The 20,846-nt window shown below is 33.9% G+C and carries 19 protein-coding genes; 7 read left to right on the forward strand and 12 right to left on the reverse strand.

All coding sequences use genetic code 11. The features are described 5' to 3' along the window. The first annotated feature begins 85 nt into the window (after positions 1-85). Positions 86-913, forward strand: coding sequence for a hypothetical protein (locus ATO12_RS08585; RefSeq protein WP_051575695.1), 828 nt, complete (start codon positions 86-88; stop codon positions 911-913). A gap of 82 nt (positions 914-995) precedes the next feature. Here the strand turns inward: ATO12_RS08585 and accD are convergent, their stop codons facing one another. The 3 genes from accD to tamL form a co-directional block, all read right to left on the reverse strand. Further along, positions 996-1,853, reverse strand: coding sequence for an acetyl-CoA carboxylase, carboxyltransferase subunit beta (gene accD, locus ATO12_RS08590; RefSeq protein WP_034241246.1), 858 nt, complete (start codon positions 1,851-1,853; stop codon positions 996-998). Between the two features lie 67 nt (positions 1,854-1,920). After that, positions 1,921-2,988, reverse strand: coding sequence for a class II fructose-bisphosphate aldolase (gene fbaA, locus ATO12_RS08595; protein ID WP_034241248.1), 1,068 nt, complete (start codon positions 2,986-2,988; stop codon positions 1,921-1,923). Between the two features lie 184 nt (positions 2,989-3,172). Continuing rightward, a complete protein-coding gene (tamL, locus tag ATO12_RS08600) occupies positions 3,173-5,767 on the reverse strand; it encodes a translocation and assembly module lipoprotein TamL (protein WP_034241250.1) in 2,595 nt (864 codons plus the stop codon). 23 nt (positions 5,768-5,790) lie between these two features. Between tamL and ATO12_RS08605 the strand changes: the two genes are divergently transcribed. Next, complete coding sequence (locus tag ATO12_RS08605; RefSeq protein WP_034241253.1) at positions 5,791-6,522, forward strand: TrmH family RNA methyltransferase; 732 nt, start codon at positions 5,791-5,793, stop codon at positions 6,520-6,522. A gap of 10 nt (positions 6,523-6,532) precedes the next feature. Here ATO12_RS08605 and porT read toward each other — a convergent pair whose 3' ends face one another. Then, a complete protein-coding gene (gene porT, locus ATO12_RS08610; RefSeq protein ID WP_034241255.1) occupies positions 6,533-7,240 on the reverse strand; it encodes a type IX secretion/gliding motility protein PorT/SprT in 708 nt (235 codons plus the stop codon). Between the two features lie 54 nt (positions 7,241-7,294). Continuing rightward, complete coding sequence (ubiE, locus tag ATO12_RS08615; RefSeq protein ID WP_034241257.1) at positions 7,295-8,023, reverse strand: bifunctional demethylmenaquinone methyltransferase/2-methoxy-6-polyprenyl-1,4-benzoquinol methylase UbiE; 729 nt, start codon at positions 8,021-8,023, stop codon at positions 7,295-7,297. Between the two features lie 310 nt (positions 8,024-8,333). Between ubiE and trkA the strand changes: the two genes are divergently transcribed. Together trkA and ATO12_RS08625 are read left to right on the forward strand one after the other, a co-directional pair. Next, positions 8,334-9,683: a Trk system potassium transporter TrkA gene (trkA, locus tag ATO12_RS08620; RefSeq protein ID WP_034241260.1), complete on the forward strand. Its 1,350-nt coding sequence runs from the start codon at positions 8,334-8,336 to the stop codon at positions 9,681-9,683. A 1-nt stretch (position 9,684) separates the two neighbouring features. Further along, positions 9,685-11,181, forward strand: a complete 1,497-nt coding sequence (locus ATO12_RS08625) for a TrkH family potassium uptake protein (RefSeq protein WP_034241261.1) — start codon at positions 9,685-9,687, stop codon at positions 11,179-11,181. Positions 11,182-11,196: 15 nt separating this feature from the next. Here the strand turns inward: ATO12_RS08625 and ATO12_RS08630 are convergent, their stop codons facing one another. The 3 genes from ATO12_RS08630 to ATO12_RS08640 form a co-directional block, all read right to left on the reverse strand. Continuing rightward, positions 11,197-11,484, reverse strand: coding sequence for a hypothetical protein (locus ATO12_RS08630; protein WP_034241262.1), 288 nt, complete (start codon positions 11,482-11,484; stop codon positions 11,197-11,199). Positions 11,485-11,711: 227 nt separating this feature from the next. Beyond that, positions 11,712-12,899 carry a pyridoxal phosphate-dependent aminotransferase gene (locus ATO12_RS08635; protein ID WP_034241263.1) on the reverse strand — a complete coding sequence of 396 codons (1,188 nt, stop codon included), beginning with the start codon at positions 12,897-12,899 and terminating at the stop codon, positions 11,712-11,714. A 39-nt stretch (positions 12,900-12,938) separates the two neighbouring features. Next, complete coding sequence (locus ATO12_RS08640) at positions 12,939-14,039, reverse strand: fatty acid desaturase family protein (protein ID WP_034241265.1); 1,101 nt, start codon at positions 14,037-14,039, stop codon at positions 12,939-12,941. 137 nt (positions 14,040-14,176) lie between these two features. Between ATO12_RS08640 and rsmG the strand changes: the two genes are divergently transcribed. After that, positions 14,177-14,806: a 16S rRNA (guanine(527)-N(7))-methyltransferase RsmG gene (rsmG, locus tag ATO12_RS08645; RefSeq protein WP_034241266.1), complete on the forward strand. Its 630-nt coding sequence runs from the start codon at positions 14,177-14,179 to the stop codon at positions 14,804-14,806. 65 nt (positions 14,807-14,871) lie between these two features. Here the strand turns inward: rsmG and ATO12_RS08650 are convergent, their stop codons facing one another. Then, the gene (locus tag ATO12_RS08650; RefSeq protein WP_034241267.1) at positions 14,872-15,936 is read right to left on the reverse strand and encodes an alkene reductase; all 1,065 of its coding nucleotides are present in this window, start codon (positions 15,934-15,936) and stop codon (positions 14,872-14,874) included. Positions 15,937-16,074: 138 nt separating this feature from the next. On the opposite strand from ATO12_RS08650, the gene ATO12_RS08655 reads away from it, so the two are divergent. Beyond that, positions 16,075-16,440: a winged helix-turn-helix transcriptional regulator gene (locus tag ATO12_RS08655; RefSeq protein ID WP_034241374.1), complete on the forward strand. Its 366-nt coding sequence runs from the start codon at positions 16,075-16,077 to the stop codon at positions 16,438-16,440. Here the strand turns inward: ATO12_RS08655 and ATO12_RS08660 are convergent. The 3 genes from ATO12_RS08660 to pruA form a co-directional block, all read right to left on the reverse strand. Beyond that, on the reverse strand, positions 16,437-16,904 hold the full coding sequence (locus tag ATO12_RS08660) for a GNAT family N-acetyltransferase (protein ID WP_034241268.1): 468 nt from the start codon (positions 16,902-16,904) through the stop codon (positions 16,437-16,439). The two genes, ATO12_RS08655 and ATO12_RS08660, sit on opposite strands and share 4 nt — an antisense overlap. Positions 16,905-16,964: 60 nt before the next feature. Further along, on the reverse strand, positions 16,965-18,074 hold the full coding sequence (locus ATO12_RS08665; RefSeq protein WP_034241270.1) for an FAD-dependent monooxygenase: 1,110 nt from the start codon (positions 18,072-18,074) through the stop codon (positions 16,965-16,967). Between the two features lie 106 nt (positions 18,075-18,180). Next, entirely contained in the window at positions 18,181-19,809 is a 1,629-nt protein-coding gene (gene pruA, locus ATO12_RS08670) for an L-glutamate gamma-semialdehyde dehydrogenase (RefSeq protein WP_034241272.1), read from the reverse strand. Between the two features lie 307 nt (positions 19,810-20,116). Here pruA and ATO12_RS08675 point away from each other — a divergent pair, with 307 nt between their 5' ends. Beyond that, the gene (locus ATO12_RS08675) at positions 20,117-20,833 is read left to right on the forward strand and encodes an NRDE family protein (protein ID WP_034241273.1); all 717 of its coding nucleotides are present in this window, start codon (positions 20,117-20,119) and stop codon (positions 20,831-20,833) included. Positions 20,834-20,846: the final 13 nt, after the last annotated feature.

Consider the following 20,846-nt stretch of genomic DNA (forward strand, 5'->3'; position numbering starts at 1 on the left):
ATGCATTTTATATGAAAAAACATATTGCAATTAAACGTTTTGCATAATATATGGTCTTAGTATTGTAACGTTAAAATTAAATATTATGAAAAGTAACTTATCTAAATTTAGTTTAATCGCATTATTTTTTTTGATTTTGGTTGGATGTAATCAAGATGATGCCGAAGATCAATTGGTATCATCTTTTACTACCGAAGAAACCGAACTTAATGCTAAGGTAGACAATACAGCCGAGGTAATAAGCGATACATTTTTACAAGTGTATGAGTATGAAGAAAGCGATATAAAAAGCCCAATACATCCTTTTTTACCAGATTGCGCAACTGTAACCATTACAGTCACAGATACTTCTAAAGAGGTAACTGTAGATTTTGGTTCTGATGGGTGCGAAGTTAGAGGTGGACATATCGTAAAGGGAAAGGTTAATATGTCATATGTGATAGATACAGAAGCAATGACAAAAAATATTAACTATACGCTCGAGGACTTTTTTATTGATGATATGCAATTTGTTGGATCTAAAACAGTAACCAGGCAAAAAGTTAATGATAACGGTAACCCTCAATATACAATGAATCTTGATTTAACGGTTGTTTTTGCTGATGGTACACAGGCAACCAGAACAGGATCAAAGGTTCGCGAATGGATAGAAGGCTCTTTTAATGGAAATTGGGGAGATAATGTGTTCTTAATTACAGGTGCCTGGGAAACTAATTTCAAAAATGGAAACACGCACAGTACTACAATTACAACACCTTTACGACGAGAAGCTAGTTGTAGGTTTTTGGTGAGTGGTGTTGTTGAGTTGGTAAGAACAAATTATAGTGGTTCATTAGATTATGGTAACGGAGATTGCGATAATTTAGCTGTATTTACCAATGATAATGGAGAAGAACGTGAGATTCGACTATGATCTGTAGGTTTTTGATGTGATTATATAAAAGGGCCCAACTTTAAGCCGGGCCCTTTTTATATATAACTAGATGTATTATTTCTTAATTTGCCAAAGGGCGATTTAGAATTAAACTTAGATATAAGTTTATCTTTTGTTTTAGTTCATGTCTAGGAGTTATGAAATCCAGGAAGCCATGTTCTTTTAAGAATTCGGCGGTTTGAAAACCTTCGGGTAATTCTTTTCCTGTAGTATCTCTTACAATGCGTGGTCCTGCAAATCCAATTAATGCTCCTGGCTCTGCAATATTAATATCTCCTAACATAGCAAAAGAAGCTGTTGTACCCCCTGTTGTAGGATCTGTACATAATGATATATAAGGTATTCCTGCATCTGCTAATTGTGCTAACTTGGCAGATGTTTTTGCCAATTGCATTAATGATAATGCAGCTTCCATCATACGAGCACCTCCTGATTTGGAAATAATCATAAACGGAATTTTGTGTTTTAATGAGTAATCGGCAGCTCTTGCGATTTTTTCACCTACTACGCTACCCATAGAACCTCCAATAAATGCAAAATCCATACATGCAATAACTAAATCATTGCCACAGGATTTTCCTACCGCTGTTCTTACTGCATCTTTTAAGTTTGTTTTTTCTTGCGCGTCTTTAAGACGGTCAACATATTTCTTTTTGTCTTCGAATTTAAGAGGATCTTTTGAGGTTACACCTTTATCAAGCTCTTTAAATTTATTATCATCAAATAGGATTTCAAAATATTCTTTACTACCTATTCTTACATGATATCCATCTTCTGGACTTACATAGAAGTTTTTTTCGAGTTGTTCTGCATCTACAATTTTTCCCGTTGGAGATTTGTACCAAAGCCCTTTAGGGACATCCTTTTTGTCTTCGGTCGCAGTCTGTATACCTTTTTGTGTTCTCTTAAACCAAGCCATATAGTTTTATTATAATTAAAAAAAGCTGAAACTCATCAAAAGAGTTTCAGCTTAAGTTTTCAGTCTTCTATAATGTATTTACATTATTTAAATCCTCGAATGCCTTTTTAAGACGGTTCTTAAAGGTAATTTCTCCTTCTCGTAACCATTTTCTAGGATCGTAATACTTTTTATTAGGTTCTTCTGATCCATCAGGATTACCTATTTGTGTCTTCAGATATTCAATATTATTGGTCATGTAATCGCGAATACCTTCATTAAATGCAAATTGCAGATCGGTGTCAATATTCATTTTAATAACTCCGTATCCAATTGCTTCTCTTATTTCTTCAACAGTAGAGCCACTTCCTCCATGAAATACAAAATCGATGTGGTTATGTTCGACTCCATATTTTTGTGAGATAAACTCTTGAGAGTTTTTAAGTATTTTAGGTGTTAATTTTACATTACCTGGTTTGTATACACCATGCACATTACCAAAGGCTGCTGCTACAGTAAATTTATCACTTACTTTGCTTAACTCTTCATAAGCATAGGCAACTTCTTCTGGTTGTGTATATAGTTTAGAATCATCTACATCGCTATTATCTACACCATCTTCTTCGCCACCAGTAATTCCTAGCTCAATTTCTAGGGTCATACCCATTTTGCTCATACGAGCCAAATATGCTGCACAGATTTCGATGTTTTCTTCGATTGGTTCTTCAGATAAATCGATCATATGTGAACTATACAATGGTTTTCCGGTTTCTCGATAAAATTCTTCTCCGGCATCTAATAGGCCATCGATCCAGGGAAGTAGTTTTTTTGCACAGTGGTCAGTATGCAAAATTACTGGTACTCCATAGGCTTCAGCCATTAAATGTACATGTTTGGCACCTGCAACTGCTCCTGCTATTGCGGCCTTTTGATCTTCATTAGATAGGCCTTTTCCAGCATTAAACTGTGCCCCTCCGTTAGAGAATTGAATAATTACAGGAGAATTTAACGCTGCAGCAGTTTCTAAAACTGCATTAATCGAATTAGAACCGATTACATTAACTGCAGGTAATGCAAAAGCTTTCTCTTTTGCATATTTAAAAATTGCCTGGACTTCGTCTCCTGTAGCAACTCCTGGTTTGATGTTGTGACTCATAATTTAGTTTTGGTTTATAAGGCTACAAAAATAGTAAAATTATACGGAAACCGATAGGATTAAAATAATCATTAAAAGGTGTAGAGTTGTGGCGGTTTTAATTATCATGATTATTGGTTTTTTTACAAAAATGAGATATGTGAATGGTTTATGTTTTAATTAAGCTACCTAAAATATAAATGAATTAAAAAGGATAATTAATCCCAAAATTATAAACAGCTTCAGAGAAGTTGTATCCTTTAAACCATCGTTTATCCTGATCTCTTGCTGGATTAAAAGTCTTAAATCCGATATCAAGCCTTAAAACGAAGAAATTGAAATCATATCGAAACCCGAAACCACTTCCTACAGTCATTTCTCGTATATCATCTAATTTTGAAAATGTAGCATCTTCTTCTTCTACATTATCCAGAACATTCCATATGTTTCCGGCATCAATAAATAAAGCTCCGTGTAATGACCCGAGAATTTTGTATCGGTATTCTGCATTTAGCGCAATTTTCATATTGGCTTCATTAAATTCATCTCTTCCGCCGGTACTTCCAGGCCCCAGATCATATACCAGCCAAGCTCTATTGTCATTAGGTCCGCCACCAAAAAAACTTCGTGCAAAAGGAATACTATTAGAGTTACCATAAGGAAGAGCAATTCCTCCAAACGCTCTAAAAGCAACTACATTTTTTCTTCCCAGATCCCAATGTTTTATATAATCTAGTTCTGTTTTTGCATATTGAGAAAATTCTACACCAAATACTTCAAAACGTTTATTCGAATTTTCTTTTAATCCCGATATGTTCGAAATAGCACTTAATACATTACCTGCTAATTCGATTTTAGCTCTAAATCTCGAGTAATTTTCATCATAAAGATTTTCTCTATTATTCTTTGTGTATGTATAACTCGACGCAAAAATTAAGTTGTCTTCTGTTAATCTTACTTTTCTTTCATTGATATTTCGAATCTCCTGTAATTGCTCCGGTGTTAAATCGGGATCAGGTGAAGCACTTAAGGACTGTGCTATAAAACCATTTGCTCCACTAGGTATGTGTAATACAGCATTTTCTATATTTAGAGTGCCTGTATTTGGTTGAGAAAAGAATGGTGAATCTGCTTCAAGAACTCTTGTAGCAATATTATTTAGCCTGTTAAATGAAGTGTTATAAATGTTAAAATAATTACTGGTGTTTAGGTTTCTAACATATTGTATGTTAATAAGATCAAATTGATTGGTTAAGATATTGCTGGGTTTCCATCGATAATTAAATACTCCTGTAGCATTTTGTTTGTCAAGACCGATATTTTGCTGAACATTCATTCCGAAAATAAGATTAGTGGTCGGTGACATGTATTTTGGAATAATTTTATTGGTTCTAAGCGGGAAAAGTATTTTTGGAAATGATAGTTTTACGTCTGCTCCTACTTCTGATATATTAAAGAATTTTTGACCCCCATCTACCGCATCACTAGAAGATCCAATACTTCCTCGGGCTGATATTTCTAAAATTTCGGCACCTCCAAAAACATTTCGTATTAAAAGAGATCCTCCGAAACCAATACCAAAAGCTTGAATATTTGAAGTTGATACATCAAAATCGATATTTGTACTGTATTTTTTTCTTGGAGTTAATAAGATACTAGCGATAAGATTTTCTCCAGAAGGATCGTCGGGATCAATCTCATAATTTATGTTAGGGTATTTAAATGTTCTTAAATTATTAATTTGATTATAAGTATTTGTACGGTCTTTATCTCTAAAGATTTCGCCAGGAGTGATAAGGACAGAATTTGTAATTGCCTTACGGGTATATTTTATTTTGTTATATCCATAAATATTATACCCTTTGTAAAAAGTGCTATCCTTGGGTTTTTGATTTCGATTTTGATATGAATAATCGGTAAAAATATTCACTTTACTTATTTTATGAACCTTAAAAGGGGTTCTGGCAGTAGAGTCGCCATAGGTAATCGCACGATTCTTTATGAGTAAATTTAGATTTACCTTGTGACCTGTATTAATTGTATCAGCATCAAATTTTATAAATTCTTTTTCGAAGTGATAGAGTCCAGAATTTCGGTATAATGATGTTAATCTTTCTCGTTCTGCTTCTATATCCAGAGTTTTGTATTGCTTTCCTGAAACGATTGTAGATTTTTCAGTATTAAGTTTGTATATCGAATCTGCAACTTTGGATTCTATTCTGGTATTAAGTGAATCAATAAAATAGGGTTGGTGTGGTTTTACATAATAATCTACCGTTGCAGTTTTGTTATCTTCGGTATTAATTTTATAATCTGCTTCAATATTAAACCAGCCGTTATTCCAGTAATAAGCCTGTAATCTTTTTATAGATCGTTTTACTTTTGATTCATCGATAATAGAAGGAGGTTCTCCTGTACTTTTAAGCCAGTCATTAATACGTGATAACCCTACACCTAATCTATTTACTTGTTTTTTTGAAAGAAATCTGGTGAGTCGTTTTTCTCGTTTGGGTTTTCTTGTTAACCAATCCTGATACAAAGAATCCTGATTTACGCTGGCTAAATTATATATGTGAAGCCTAATAGGGATTCCTAATAGTTTAGTATTAGGTTTTTGGTATAATTGATCGTATAGTTTAGGATTCTTAGTTTTGGCACTATCAACATAAATTTGATTTTTTTTCAAAAGATATTCGCTCTCGGGAACTCTCTTTACCGCATCACACGAAAATAAAAAGGTGCTAGTTAAGGTAATTAATAATATTTTTGTCAGAAAGTGTTTCAACCTGTATTCATTCATTGATTCAAAAATACACTATTTGTATGGTTAGCAAAAACCAAAAGAAACTAATAAAGAGTTTATATCAAAAAAAGTACCGAAAACAACATGGATTGTTTGTTGCAGAAGGCAAAAAAGTGATTAAAGAGTTACTTGCAGCTGATCTTAAGCTTCATTCTCTCTTTACATTAGAAGTTGGAATCTTTGATGTTTCTACCACCTTAGAGTATGATATTACAGAGGAAGAATTAAAACAGATTAGTTTTTTAACGACTCCGCAAGTTGCATTGGCAGTGTTTCATATCCCTGAAGTAAAAAAAACAAATCCAAACGGTTTGGTTTTAGCATTAGATGATATTAGAGATCCCGGTAATTTAGGGACGATAATTCGTCTTTGTGATTGGTTTGGGATACAGGATTTGGTGTGTTCTTTACAAACCGTAGATTGTTATAATCCCAAAGTGATACAAGCTACAATGGGATCTATTACAAGAGTAAATATTAGTTATGTGAACTTACAGGATTTTTTAACTTTAGAATCACCAAATTCGAGGATTTTTGGCACTTTTATGAATGGAAACTCTATTTATACAGAGAAATTGCCCAAAGATGCTATAGTTATAATGGGTAATGAAGCAAACGGAATTTCTGAAGATATCCAGAATCTTATTAAAGATAGGATAACGATTCCACAATTTGGATCAGATCAAAAGACAGAAAGCCTTAATGTTGCTACTGCAACAGCTATTGTTCTTAGTGAATTTAGAAGATCTTAACTAAGTAAGATTATTGAAACGTGAAATTTATAAAAATCCCTCTTGTCGACATTTTATCAATAGTCGAGGTATAGGGGCTGTTAGGATCATTATCTTTTACCAATTCATCAGACATAGCAAAAACTCCTCGTATAGATGGAGTAAATTTGAAATAGTATAAATATAAATCTACACCAAAACCAATTTCATAATAATTAGTATTGGTTTTCATTCTAAATTGTCCTACGCTATTATCATCGGGATTATCTTCATTACTAGATAAGTTCATAGAGGTAGAAACACCTCCGATAATAAAAGGCTTGATGTTATTGATTCTTTTGGTCGATACCTTTAACAATAACGGTACATGAACGTATGTTGATTTAACTTCTCGTACAGATTCAAAATCAGAAGTGAATTGAGGGTTCGAAAATCTTAGATTTCGAGTGTTAAAAGTAACCATAGGTTCTAATCTAAGATCAAAATAATCATTTAACCTTAAATTCCCTAAAAGACCTACACTAAAACCAATAGACTCATCATGTATGATATCGGTTTCTGGGGCATCAGTTGTATAATCAAAATTAAAATCATAAAGGTTAAATCCAAGAATATAGCCATAGCTGAATCTTGGTTTATCAAAGTTCTGAAGGTTTTGTACCTTTTCTTTAGAAAATAACTGTGCATTCATGTTTTGAGCACATATTAAAACAACTATTAAGATAAATATTCTTTTCATCTAAATTAAAATTAACCTTTTAATGGTTTAACCCTCTCCTTTATTACGGTACTATTATTTTGTAGCTGTATAAATTGTAGCAACACCAAAAGTTTGTGGGTTATCTTTGACTTCTATAAACCCGATTTTTTTCAAAATATTGTTGAAGGCTTCTCCATAAGGAAAAGCAGCAGCACTTTCACTTAGATAAGAATAAGCAGATTTATCCTTGGAAAATAACTTACCAACAAGCGGTAATATTGTTGTCGAATAAAACTTGTATCCTTGTTTATATGGGGTTTTTGTAGGGATAGAAGTTTCTAAAACTACAAAAATACCTCCAGGTTTAAGGACCCTAAATACTTCTGAAAGTCCTTTTTCTAAATTTTCAAAATTTCGTACCCCAAAAGCTACAGTTATCGCATCAAAATAATTTTCATCATAAGGAAGATTTTCACTATCTCCTTGTACCATATTAATAATGGTATCTAATTTTTTTATTGCGATCTTTTGCCTTCCAACTTCTAACATTCCTGTAGAAATATCAAGACCAATGATTTCTGATGCCCCTGTTTTTGATAGATTTATAGCTAGATCACCAGTTCCTGTAGCAACATCCAAAATTCTTTTTGGATTTGTTTTGCTAACAAGTTTTACTACTTTTTTACGCCATTTTACATCAATGCCAAAAGAAATAACACGATTTAACCCGTCATAATTCTCTGAAATAGTATCAAACATCTCGGCAACCTGCTCTTTTTTAGACCTGGTCTTATCTTTATATGGAGTTATTTTTTCTGACATTAAAAAAAATTTAGGCAAATATACATTTTTGATATTGAACTCATCCTGAGTTTTGTTGATTAAGCAAAAAAATGTGATTTTGTTCTATAATAAAGGTTTTGTAAACTATAATCTTTGATTACAGAATGATAAAAAATGATATCAGAATTATCAGAATTGAAGTTGAAGATCATCAAATTTTACCAGTTAGTCAATTTACATTATCTTTGTACGCTTTTATATTCTAAGACATTACTTCTGGTTATTTTGAAGTGTAGTATTTAGTCTTAGTTTGATTTTATCTTTAGATGGAAAACAATAAACAAAACCAATGAAAATCATAATCGCCGGAGCTGGTGAGGTAGGATTTCATTTGGCGAAATTACTCTCGTTTGAATCCCAGGACATTACTCTTATAGATACAGATAAGGAATGTCTTAATTATGCAGATACTCACCTTGATATTAGAGTTATTAAAGGAGATTCTACTTCAATTGCTATTTTAAAAGAAGCAAGAGTAGACAATGTAGATATGGTAATTAGCGTTACCTCTAGCGAAACGACCAATATTACAATATGTGTATTGGCAAAACAGCTTGGAGCTAAACGCACTATAGCCAGGATTTCTAATACAGAGTTTATAGAAAATAAAGAAGAAGTAGGATTTATTAAATTTGGTATCGATGAGCTCATTTCTCCAGAGGCCCTGGCAGCTAGTGAAATAGAATTGTTGCTTAGTCAATCGGCATTTCATGGGAGTTACGAATTCGAGAATGGTGCACTAACGATGGTAGGAACTACCTTATCTAAAGAAGCATTATTTGTTGGTAAAACGGTGAGACAAGCAGCAGAGGTGTTTCCAGAATTACACTTTATGCCTATCGCAATTCAACGCTCCGGAACTCAATATACATTAATTCCTAGAGGAGATACTACTTTTAAAGAAGGAGATCAAGTGTATTTTGTAACTTCTAAAGGTGGAGTAGAAGAGTTGTATAAGCTAACCGGAAAAGTTAAAGAGCAAATTAAGAATGTAATGATCCTGGGAGGAAGTAAGATTGGTTATAAAACTTCTCGAGACCTATGTGATCATAAATTTAGAGTAAAACTTATCGAGAAAGATAGAGAGAAGTCTTTTGATCTTGCCGATGAACTACCTAATGCTTTGATTATTAATGGTGATGGGCGAAATGTAGAACTATTACAAGAAGAAGGTATTGATGGCATGGATGCCTTTATAGCGGTTACAGGTAACTCTGAAACCAATATAATGTCTTGTCTGGTAGCCAAATCTAAGGGAGTGAGAAAAACTATTGCATTAGTAGAAAACATGGATTATTTCCAACTATCTCATTCTATAGGTATAGATACTTTAATTAATAAGAAGCTTCTGGCTGCAAACAATATTTTTAGATTTATTAGAAAAGGTGAGGTTGTAGCAATGACCAAGCTGAATAATATGAATGCTGAGCTGTTAGAGTTTGTCGTTAAACCTTCTTCAGAAGTAAGTGATAATTTAATCAAAGATTTAGATTTTCCTCGTTCTGCTATAATTGCCGGGGTTATTAGAGATGAAGAAGGAATGATCCCATTGGGAGATTTTTATATTCAGGCCGGAGACCGGGTCGTGGTATGTTGTTTACCAAAATCTATCAAGAAAATAGAAAAGCTTTTCCTTTAAGATGTACAGATTAAACTATAAGATTATCTCACATATCATGGGGCTGTTATTACTCTGTAATGGCGGATTTATGCTAATCGCTACTGGTATTAGCTTTATCTATAAAGATGGAGTTACTTTAGAGATCATGATGGCATCTTTGGCTACGATGTTTATTGGGATTATCTTAATGTTTTTAACCAGAGAGCACCAAAAAGAAATTAATAAACGCGAAGGGTATATTGTCGTAACCTTTGGCTGGATATTTATGTCTCTTAGCGGAACCTTGCCTTACTTATTCTCGGGAGCAATACCATCTTTTACCAATGCCTTTTTTGAAACTATGTCGGGGTATACTACCACAGGTGCATCTATTCTTAATGAAATAGAGATTATCCCTAAAGGAGTTTTGTTTTGGCGCAGTTTAACGCATTGGATTGGAGGCATGGGAATTATTGTATTGGCAATTGCTATTTTGCCCTTGTTGGGGATAGGAGGTATGCAGCTATTTGCTGCAGAAGCGCCTGGGCCAAGTGCAGATAAATTGCATCCCAGAATTACGGATACTGCAAAACGATTATGGTTGATCTATTTTGGATATACCGTTGCAGAAACTATTCTTTTAAAACTGGCAGGGATGAATTTCTTTGATGCAATAAACCATGCATTAAGTACATTGTCTACAGGAGGGTTTTCTACTAAAAATGCAAGTGTTGCCTATTGGAACGATCAACCTATGATACAATATATCATCATACTATTTATGTTTTTGGCAGGGATGAATTTTGTTCTTAGCTATTTTGGCTTTAAAGGGAAGGTTCAGAAAATTATAAAAGATGAAGAATTTAAATTTTATGCCCTTTCTGTTATCATATTTACAGCAATAGCTACTCTTGTCATATATAGTAAAGCAGATATGTCTATTTCTTCAATCGATCATCCAATGGTGTGGGGAGAAGCAGAAAGTGCTTTTCGTCATGCACTATTTCAAGTACTTGCGGTAATTACTACTACAGGTTTTGTAAGTGCAGACTTTACAATGTGGACATCATTTTTAACAGTTTTTTTCTTTGGAATTATGTTTCTGGGTGGTTCTGCAGGATCTACATCGGGAGGTATAAAAGTAGTACGACATTTAATAACTATTAAAAATGGGATTTTAGAATTTAAAAGAACACTGCATCCCAGAGCAGTATTACCGGTAAGATATAATAGAAGATCTGTCTCTAAGGAAATTGTATTTAATATATTGGCATTTTTTATCTTATATATGCTTGCTTTTATTATTGGTTCTGTGGTCTTAGGTGCATTAGGATTAGATTTTGAAACCGCAATTGGTGGAGCGGCTTCCTCTCTGGGTAATGTCGGTCCTGCTTTTGGTAAACTTAGCCCGGTAAATAACTTCGATGTACTACCAGCCTTTGGGAAATGGTGGTGCTCCTTCCTTATGTTGATAGGAAGGTTAGAACTTTTTACGGTGCTAATACTTCTTACTCCGTTTTTTTGGCGAAATAGGTAATAAAAGAAACTTGATTTATTGCATTTGCCACTCCCAGGTTGCAGAAGAATTTGGCGCTATTGGCCATAATTCAGCAACTTTTTTGATGGTGTCTTTTACAGTTCCTTTTATGCTTTTTAGCTCTCTATCTTCAATTAGAAAAATATCTAATATTGATTCGTAAAATCTAGTGTAATTGGTGCTAAACTCTTTTTCGGGTTTGATGTTTAAGATTTCATCATCTGTGTGAGTGACGTCAAAGTTTTCTTTAAAAATTTCAAGGACATTTTTTTTGACGATACGTTCCTTTTCTAGAGTATTCATAACAATTGGTTTTAAGTTGGTTCTTTTTGAATACTTGTTTTTTTAGTAAAACTAGTATTCGGGATATGGCAAAAGTATAACTCTAATTTCGTTTATTTAGTATAGAAGGCAGTTTTAAAAATTATAAAATAAGGTTAAAATTTACTTAACGTTTGCTAAAAAAATATGCCAATACCTTATTTTATAGGCATTGGCATATTTGTAAAAAGTTAAAGTTATTGTATTAATTAACTCACAACTTCTTTAATTCTTTTGATAGCTTCTTTGATTTCTTCTGTACTGGCGGCATATGATATTCTAATACAATTGCTATTTCCGAAAGCAATACCCGTTACCGTAGCAACATTAGCTTTTTCTAATAAGAACATTGAAAAATCTGTGGCATTCTCGATAGTATGCCCTTGTAATGTTTTGCCAAAGTAATAAGAGATGTCAGGAAACACATAAAATGCTCCTTCTGGTTCATTACATTCGAATCCAGGAATCTCAGATAATAAACCTAGTATTAGTTTTCTTCGCTCTTTAAACTCATCAACCATATATTGAATTTTACTAACCGGAGCTTCAAGAGCAGTAATTACAGCTCGTTGGGCAATACAATTAGCCCCACTAGTTACCTGGCCCTGCATTTTATTACATGCACGGGCAATAGCAGCAGGTGCTCCAATATATCCTATTCGCCATCCTGTCATAGCAAAAGCTTTAGCAACACCATTAACAGTCACTGTTCTGTTATACATATCCTCAAATTGTGCCATAGAAGCATGACCTCCAACATAATTAATATGCTCATATATTTCGTCACTTACTACGATAATATTAGGATGTTTTTGTAGTACATCTGCCAACGCTCTTAGTTCTTCTTTGCTATAAATAGACCCACTTGGGTTGCAAGGAGAGCTATACCATAGCATTTTGGTTTTTGGTGTAATCGCTTTTTCGAGCTGTTCGGCAGTCATTTTAAAGTCTGTATCAATAGAAGTTTTTACTTCTACGGGAACTCCTCCAGAAAGTTTTACAATATCACTATAGCTTACCCAGTAAGGACATGGTAGAATTATTTCATCTCCTGGATTAATGTATACCTGAGCAACATTATAAAGAGATTGCTTTGCCCCTGTAGAAACAACTATTTGAGAGCGATCATAAGTAAGACCGTTATCACGTTTAAATTTAGTGATAATTGCATCTTTTAGCTCTACGTATCCATCAACTGGTGTGTATGAATTGTAGTTGTCATTTACAGCTTGTATAGCAGCTTCTTTAATAAAATCTGGAGTGTTAAAATCTGGTTCTCCAAGACTAAGGCCAATAATATCTTTCCCTTCGGCTCTTAATTCACGTGCTTTTGCAGCCATTGCTAATGTAGCAGATGCTTTAAGCGCATTGATTTTGTCTGATAATTGTATGCTCATTTCTGATACTTGTGTGCTCATTTATCTGGTAAATAAAAATTATGATTGTATTGCAGGCTTCATCCCCATTTCTTTAAGGTGTTTAAAATGGGCAATAATAGCTTTGCGTGTGGTTTTGTACTCGTTGTATGGTAAATTAAACTCTAAGGCTGTTTGTTTTACAATTTTAGAGATTTTGGTATAATGAATATGACTTATATGAGGGAAAATATGATGTTCTACCTGATGATTTAAACCGCCAGTAAACCAATTTACCAATCTGTTTTTTGTAGAAAAATTAACTGTAGTGAATAGTTGGTGTACAGCCCAACTATTTTTCATAGTTCCTGTGTTATCTGGTACCGGCATTTGTGCTTCCTCTACCATATGAGCCAATTGAAATACGACACTTAATATAAGTCCTGCAACATAATGCATTATAAAAAATCCGATTAAGATTTTCCACCATGCAATAGACATAATAATCATAGGAATTACAATCCAGATCAAAAGATAAATAATTTTGGTTATGACGACCGTACTCCATTGTTTTAATGGGCTAGGTAATTTACCATAAGAAAGCTTACGGGCAAGGTAGTTTTTAGTTTGCTTAAAATCTGTGGTCAACGCCCAGTTAAAAGTTAGTAAACCATAAAGAAATATAGAGTAGTAATGCTGAAACTTATGAAAACGTCTCCATTTTGAATGTTTTGTGAAACGAATTACCCGACCGGCATCCATATCTTCATCATGACCATGGATATTTGTATACGTATGATGTAAAACATTATGTTGTACTTGCCAGTTGTATACATTACCTGCAAGGATGTACATACTACCACCCATTAGCTTATTGATCCATTTTTTTGAGGAATATGAACCATGATTACCATCGTGCATCACATTCATACCCACACCAGCCATTCCTACCCCCATTACTATAGTAAGCAGTAGCATCCACCATTGTGAAATATCAAGGGTGAGAATTAAAAAATAAGGAGTTAAAAAAATAGAAAACATAATGACAGTTTTAATATGTAATCGCCAGTTTCCTGTTCGTTTAATGTTATTGTCTTTAAAATATTGATTTACACGTTTATTCAATGTTTTAAAGAATTTAGCAGAATCCTCTCTGCTAAAGCGTATGTTTGGTGCAGTCATGAGCTTGAGGTTTATGATCAAACGATATTTGTCATAATTATATTGGGTAAAGTTAGGTATTTAAATTTTTTTAAGTTCCTAAAAAGAAGTAAAATATCTCATCTTAAGGTGTATTTTTGTGCTTTAATTACTATTTGATGGATATTCTACAAAAATACTTTCAGAACATAACTGAAGAACAAAGATTACAGTTTTCGAAACTCGGGGATTTATATACAGAATGGAATGCAAAGATTAATGTGATCTCTCGTAAAGATATCGAATCTTTGTACGAGCGTCATATTTTGCATTCTTTAGGAATTGCGAAAATCCTTGATTTTAAACCAGGAACGCATGTATTGGATGTAGGTACAGGTGGTGGTTTTCCCGGGATTCCGTTAGCGATTTTATTTCCCGAAACTCAATTTTATCTGGTTGATGTTATTGCCAAAAAGATCAGAGTGGTCAATGAAGTGGCAAAAGCATTAGATTTACATAATGTTAAAGCAGAGCAGCGAAGAGCAGGTACTTTTGATAATCGTTTTGATTTTATTGTAAGTCGTGCAGTAACCAATATGCCTGATTTTGTAAAGTGGGTACGAAAGAATATTGCCAAAAAAAACAATCACGAATTACAAAACGGAATTTTATATCTTAAAGGAGGTGATCTTACCGAGGAATTAGCTCTATTTCCCAAAGCAATACAACACCATCTTTCTGATTATTTTGAAGAGGAGTTTTTTGAAACAAAAAAAGTAGTGTACCTTCCTCTAAAGTATAAAGTATAAAGAAAAAGGAGTTTTTGATTTGTTTAAAACTCCTTTTTCGACAATTATTTTAGCTAATTTATATGCTAATAATCTGTATACCCTACTTCTCCAGGAGTGTAAAAAGTATCCATGACAGGTTGGGTTAATGCAATATTGTTTTTTAATTTTTCAATAAGATTTGGGTTTGATATGTACGGTCTTCCTATATATGCAAGATCACTTCCTTTATCCAATACAGCTTGAGCCTCTTTTGCAGTATTTATATTTCCTCCTGTGATAATTGTTCCTTTAAAAATATTCTTAAGTGTTGTAACAATATCTGTAGGGAAATCTGGAGCTCCCATACCACGATGGTCTACGATGTGAATATAGGCTATATTAAGTTTTGATAACTCTGCGGCTAAATAGCTATACATTTCTACTAAATCATCATATGTACCTTGCATATCATTAAAAACACCATAAGGAGAGATTCGTACGCCTACTTTATCTGCACCAATGGCATCAATAGTTCTTTGTGTTAATTCTAATAAGAAACGGGTTCTGTTTTTATAAGAACCTCCGTACTCGTCGTTACGAACATTAGATGCAGGATTTAAAAATTGATCAAGTAAATAACCATTTGCGCTATGAAGCTCTACTCCGTCGATTCCTGCCGATACTAAATTGGTTGCTGCTTGTATGTATTCATTTTGAGTTTTTTGTATTTGCTCTATAGACATAGCTTCAGGAATGGCATAAGGACTTGTTCCTGATAAATCGGTGTGAATTTCTCCACTTAGTTGTATGCTTGATGGAGCTATAGCCTTTTCGCCTTCAGGTAAATTTGGAGTTGCAGAAGCTCTCCCGCAATGCATTAATTGTACAAAAATTTTACTGTCTTTGCTATGCACTTTTGAAGCAATATTTTTCCATCCTTCAATTTGGGCATCGGTAAAAGCACCGGGAATTCTTGCGTAGCCCAATCCATTAGGAGATGGTGAAGTTCCTTCGGTTATAATTAAGCCGGCATCAGAACGTTGTTCATAATACAATGCCATAATATCATTTGGAATATTTTTGATTGCTCTATTACGAGTCATAGGAGCCATGACAATACGGTTTTTTAAAGTAATTGAACCTAAGGAATATGGTTGAAAAATTTTCATTTTTATATGTTTTTTATATTAAAAGTTTATAAAAGTAATTATTAATAGTTTCTAAAAGAAACATTTGTATTTTTGTATTCTAAAAAAATGGTAACCTCGATGTAACTAATGGGGTTGTTTAACCAAAAATTAAGAATTATGAGTAGGAAATTAATTCACAATCCAAATCATTGCCCAATGATTCATGCAACTAATATTATAGGAAATAAATGGGCGCCTATTATTATTTATGTTTTAGAAGAACGTAAGTTAAGATTTGGGCAATTAGTAGTTTTTGTAGAAGGAATTAGCAGAAAAGTTTTGACAGAACAACTTAAAGAATTAGAGCAAAAAAAGGTTGTGAAGCGTGAATCATTTGCAGAAGTCCCACCAAGAGTCGAATATTCTTTAACAGAATGGGGAAAGGAATTATTGCCTATATTAAGTCAATTGTGTACCTGGGGGGCTGGTATTAGTATTGATAGTGATGATGAGAAAAATATTACAATACAAAAGAGAGTTTAATCTATATCATTAAGATTTATTCTCATCTCAATAAGATGCTTTTTAAAACCAACTTTTTCATAGGCTCGTATAGCTCTTGGGTTTTGATCATATACGGTAAGGCGTATTTCTTCTAGATTTTTACTTGCAAACCAATCGTAAAGGTATTTTATAATTTCTTGACTAACACCTTTTCCCCGATGTTCGTCTTTTACATACATAAAACCGATATAGCCTAATTGCTTTTGTTTAAAGAAGTTTTTTCGGTCACGTATTTGTCCGTAGCCGCTTCCAACAATTTCTCCTTCAATCTCGGCAACAACAACCTCTGTGTGATCAGATAATATATAATCCTTAACACTATAATAGCTTATTTTTTTATCCTGTATTAATGTAGGATCCATTGGGCGCTCTGCCTCAATGATTTTTTGTTCAAAATCTAAAAGAATAGGTAGGTCTTCTATTGTAGCTGCTCTTATAGTCATACTAGATTGTAATAAATTGCTTTTTTTGTTTCGAGCAAAAGATACATGTAATATTTAAATCTACCAATTCGGGGTTTCGGCAAGGGGCCTGTAATCTTCGGTCCAGTTTTTTTCTCCTACTTTTTTTAATCCCAGTTTGGCAATCCAATAGGGTAATTTTGAAAGTTTTTCGCGTTTTTGATTGCGTGCTCTGGTCCAGTCTATACGATTACTCCTGTTTTTTGAAAATGTATAGGCCATAGTGCTCCAATCTTCATTTTTTAATAAGCCAGATAATACAACGGCATCTTCGAGTGCCAAAGCACCACCTTGTGCCATAAAAGGAGGCATACCATGAGCGGCATCTCCTATAAGAACAACTCTACCGCTACCCATAATGGGTAGTTTAGGAAGTTCTTCCAGATCATTCCAATAGGCATCATTAGGATTCCAGTCGTTAAGAATTTCAGGAACCGGAGAAGCAAATTTTTTAAAAGGCTCCATGTATTGTTTTTTGTCAAATGTTTTAAAACCTTTTGTTTTTCTGTTTACATAACAATATGCCGAATCCTTATCGATAGGGATGATGAGAAATTGCCCTACAGTACTTATAAATAAAGTCCAGGAATTGATGTCTCTTGGCTTTTTAATGATAAAACGACATACTTGTGCAGTTACTTTTCTTAATGGGATATCTCCCAAAATCAGGTTTCGGGTTTTAGAGTATAATCCGTCTGCACCGATAACCAGATCGCATTCTTCTTTAGACCCATTTGATAGTTCTATGGCTACAGAATTTGGGTTTGCTTTTAGACTCTTAATAGTAGTGTTAAATGAAATGTCGATAGTATTTAATCCATCTATAAGAATGTCATGAAGTACATTTCTTTTTATGCCCAGGCATGGCTTTTCTCTTCCCCATATTTTTTCAAGATCCAAATCGAGTATTGCTTCTCCTTTGGCGTTCTTTATATTGCGATAATCTATAATAAATCCTTTCTCTCTTGCAGTAGTTGCAAGTCCTATTTTGTCTAAGGCAACAACTCCGTTAGAAGGTAAATATAATCCGGTTCCGGATATTTGCCATTCGGGCTGTTTTTCTATTAATTTAATGTCATATCCTTGATTTTGAAGTATTCTTGCTGTTGCAAGGCCGGCAATACCTCCTCCTGCAATTACTATTTTTTTCATATTAAGTTGGTGTGTGATTTTGAGTAAATGTAGAGGTTTTAAGTGGTACACCCAAACAAAAAAAAGTGCCAAATGGCACTTTTTTATATCTATAATTTGTTTCAGATTATTCTCCTAAAAATGGATATCTGTAATCTGCAGGAGAAACAAATGTTTCCTTGATCATACGTGGTGACACCCAACGTAATAAGTTGAGGTATGAACCTGCTTTGTCATTTGTTCCCGAAGCTCTGGCTCCACCAAAAGGTTGTTGCCCAACAACAGCTCCTGTACATTTATCATTGATATAGAAGTTACCGGCACAGTTTTCTAATGCTTTAGTTGCTTCTGCAGCCGCATAGCGATCTGTAGAGAAAATTGCTCCTGTTAAAGCATACTCACTGGTTCCGTCAACCAATTTTAGAGTTTCACTCCATTGATTGTCATCGTATACATAAATAGTGATTACAGGTCCAAATAACTCTGTACACATCGTAGTGTATTTAGGATCTTGTGCAACAATTACAGTTGGCTCGATAAAATATCCTTTGGATTTATCATAATTACCACCAGCTATAATTTCTACATCAGCATCGGTCTTGGCTTGATCGATATATTTAGCTAGTTTGTCAAATGACCCTTCGTGTATCACCGCAGTAATAAAATTACTCATGTCTTCTGGTGATCCCATTTTAAAAGAATTAACATCTTCTATTATGTGTTTCTTTACATCTGGCCATAAACTTTTTGGAATATAAGCTCTGGATGCAGCACTACATTTTTGTCCTTGAAACTCAAATGCTCCACGAGAAATACCTGTTGCAACTTGTTTTGCATTTGCACTAGGGTGTGCCATAATAAAATCCTTACCACCAGTTTCTCCTACAATTCTTGGGTAAGTTTTATAATTATGAATGTTAGTTCCGATTTTTGCCCAAATATCTTTAAATACATGTGTGCTTCCTGTAAAATGTATTCCTGCAAAATCAGGACTAGCTAATACAGTATCTGTAATCATTACAGGATCTCCATATACTACATTAATCACGCCATCTGGTACCCCAGCTTCTTTAAATATATCTACAATAACTTTTGCAGAATAGATCTGACTATCACTAGGTTTCCATACTACAGTATTTCCCATTAGTGCAGCACTGGCAGGAAGATTTCCTGAAATCGCAGTGAAGTTAAAAGGTGTAATTGCATACACAAACCCTTCTAATGGTCGGTACTCTAGTCTATTCCAGGCTGCAGATGTAGAATCTGGCTGATCTTCGTATATCTGAGTCATATATTCTACGTTAAAACGTAAAAAATCTATAAACTCACATGCGGCATCAATTTCTGCCTGAAATATATTTTTAGACTGCGCAAGCATAGTAGCTGCATTAATCTTTGCACGGTATGGCCCTGCAATAAGTTCTGCGGCTCTTAAAAATACGGCAGCACGTTGTTCCCATGCCAAATCAGCCCATTGCTTTCTGGCTTCAAGTGCCGTATCAATTGCTTTTTGCACATGTTGCTTTTCTGCCTTGTGATAAGTCCCCAGATTATGCTGATGATCGTGTGGAGGCGACATAGTACCAGTGTCACCTGTTCTTATTTCTTCACCATTAATATATAAAGGTACGTCTACGGTAGTATTATACATTGCTGAATACGCTGCCAGAACTTCTTCTCTTTCCTGTGTTCCGGGAGCATATGACTTTACAGGTTCGTTTATTGCAGTAGGAACTTGAAAAAAACCTTTTCCCATGATGTAATGTGTTAATTTAAATTAGTAAGATATATTTATCTAATGAATTCTGTTATTTAAGATAGCAAAGATAGAAAATTATATAGGCTAAAATCTATTTTAACCTTTTATACCATAAAAATCTGTAAAATACTAGAATTCATGTTTTCTTCTTCATGTTTTCGGGGATGTATTCATCTTTTGTTTTGCGGATTATTTTAGAATAATCATAGGGTGATACAAAGAGTTACTTCTTCATTTAACATCTAAAGATATAGAGTATATATTTTTTTTGTAAGTTGTGAGATATTTAGCCGACCCAAAATTTATGTGTACAGTTACTTTAGTCCCAACTCAAGAAAATGATTTTATACTAACCTCTAATCGTGACGAGGCAGTAAATCGAAAAACACTATTTCCTGAATTTTATCAGGTAAATAAAACCAGGATGCTGTTTCCTAAAGACGCCGTGGCTGGAGGCACCTGGATTGGTATTAGTGATAAAAATACTATGATTTGCTTGCTTAATGGTGGATTCGAAATTCATGAAAGATCAGCTTCGTATAGACAGAGTAGAGGAGTTGTTGTGAGAGATTTATTAGGAGCAGACGATGTAGAGAAAGCAATTCATGAATATAATTATAAAGGGATAGAGCCTTTTACGATTGTAGCTGCAAATTGGCAATCTGATCTTTTGCTTTTTGAACTGGTATGGGATGGGCAACAAAAACATCTTAAGAGATTAGAAAAGAAAACTCATATATGGTCGTCTTCTACGCTGTATACCAAAGATATGAAAGCGACACGTAAAAAATGGTTTGCGACTCATGAAAACCAGAATGTACTAACTCCGACGACACTTTTAGATTTTCATAAAAATGCAGGTGTAGGAGATAAGGATATTGATCTGCAAATAGATAGAGGATTCTTGAAAACCAGAAGCATTACTCAAGTTGTAAAAAATGAAGAAGAACTTTCTATGCGATATGAGAATCTACAAAATAAAGAAATGAGCACTGTTGTTTTTGAAGCTATAACAGCTTAAGAAAACTATCAAA

Source organism: Aquimarina atlantica (assembly GCF_000626715.1).
Lineage (GTDB): Bacteria > Bacteroidota > Bacteroidia > Flavobacteriales > Flavobacteriaceae > Aquimarina > Aquimarina atlantica.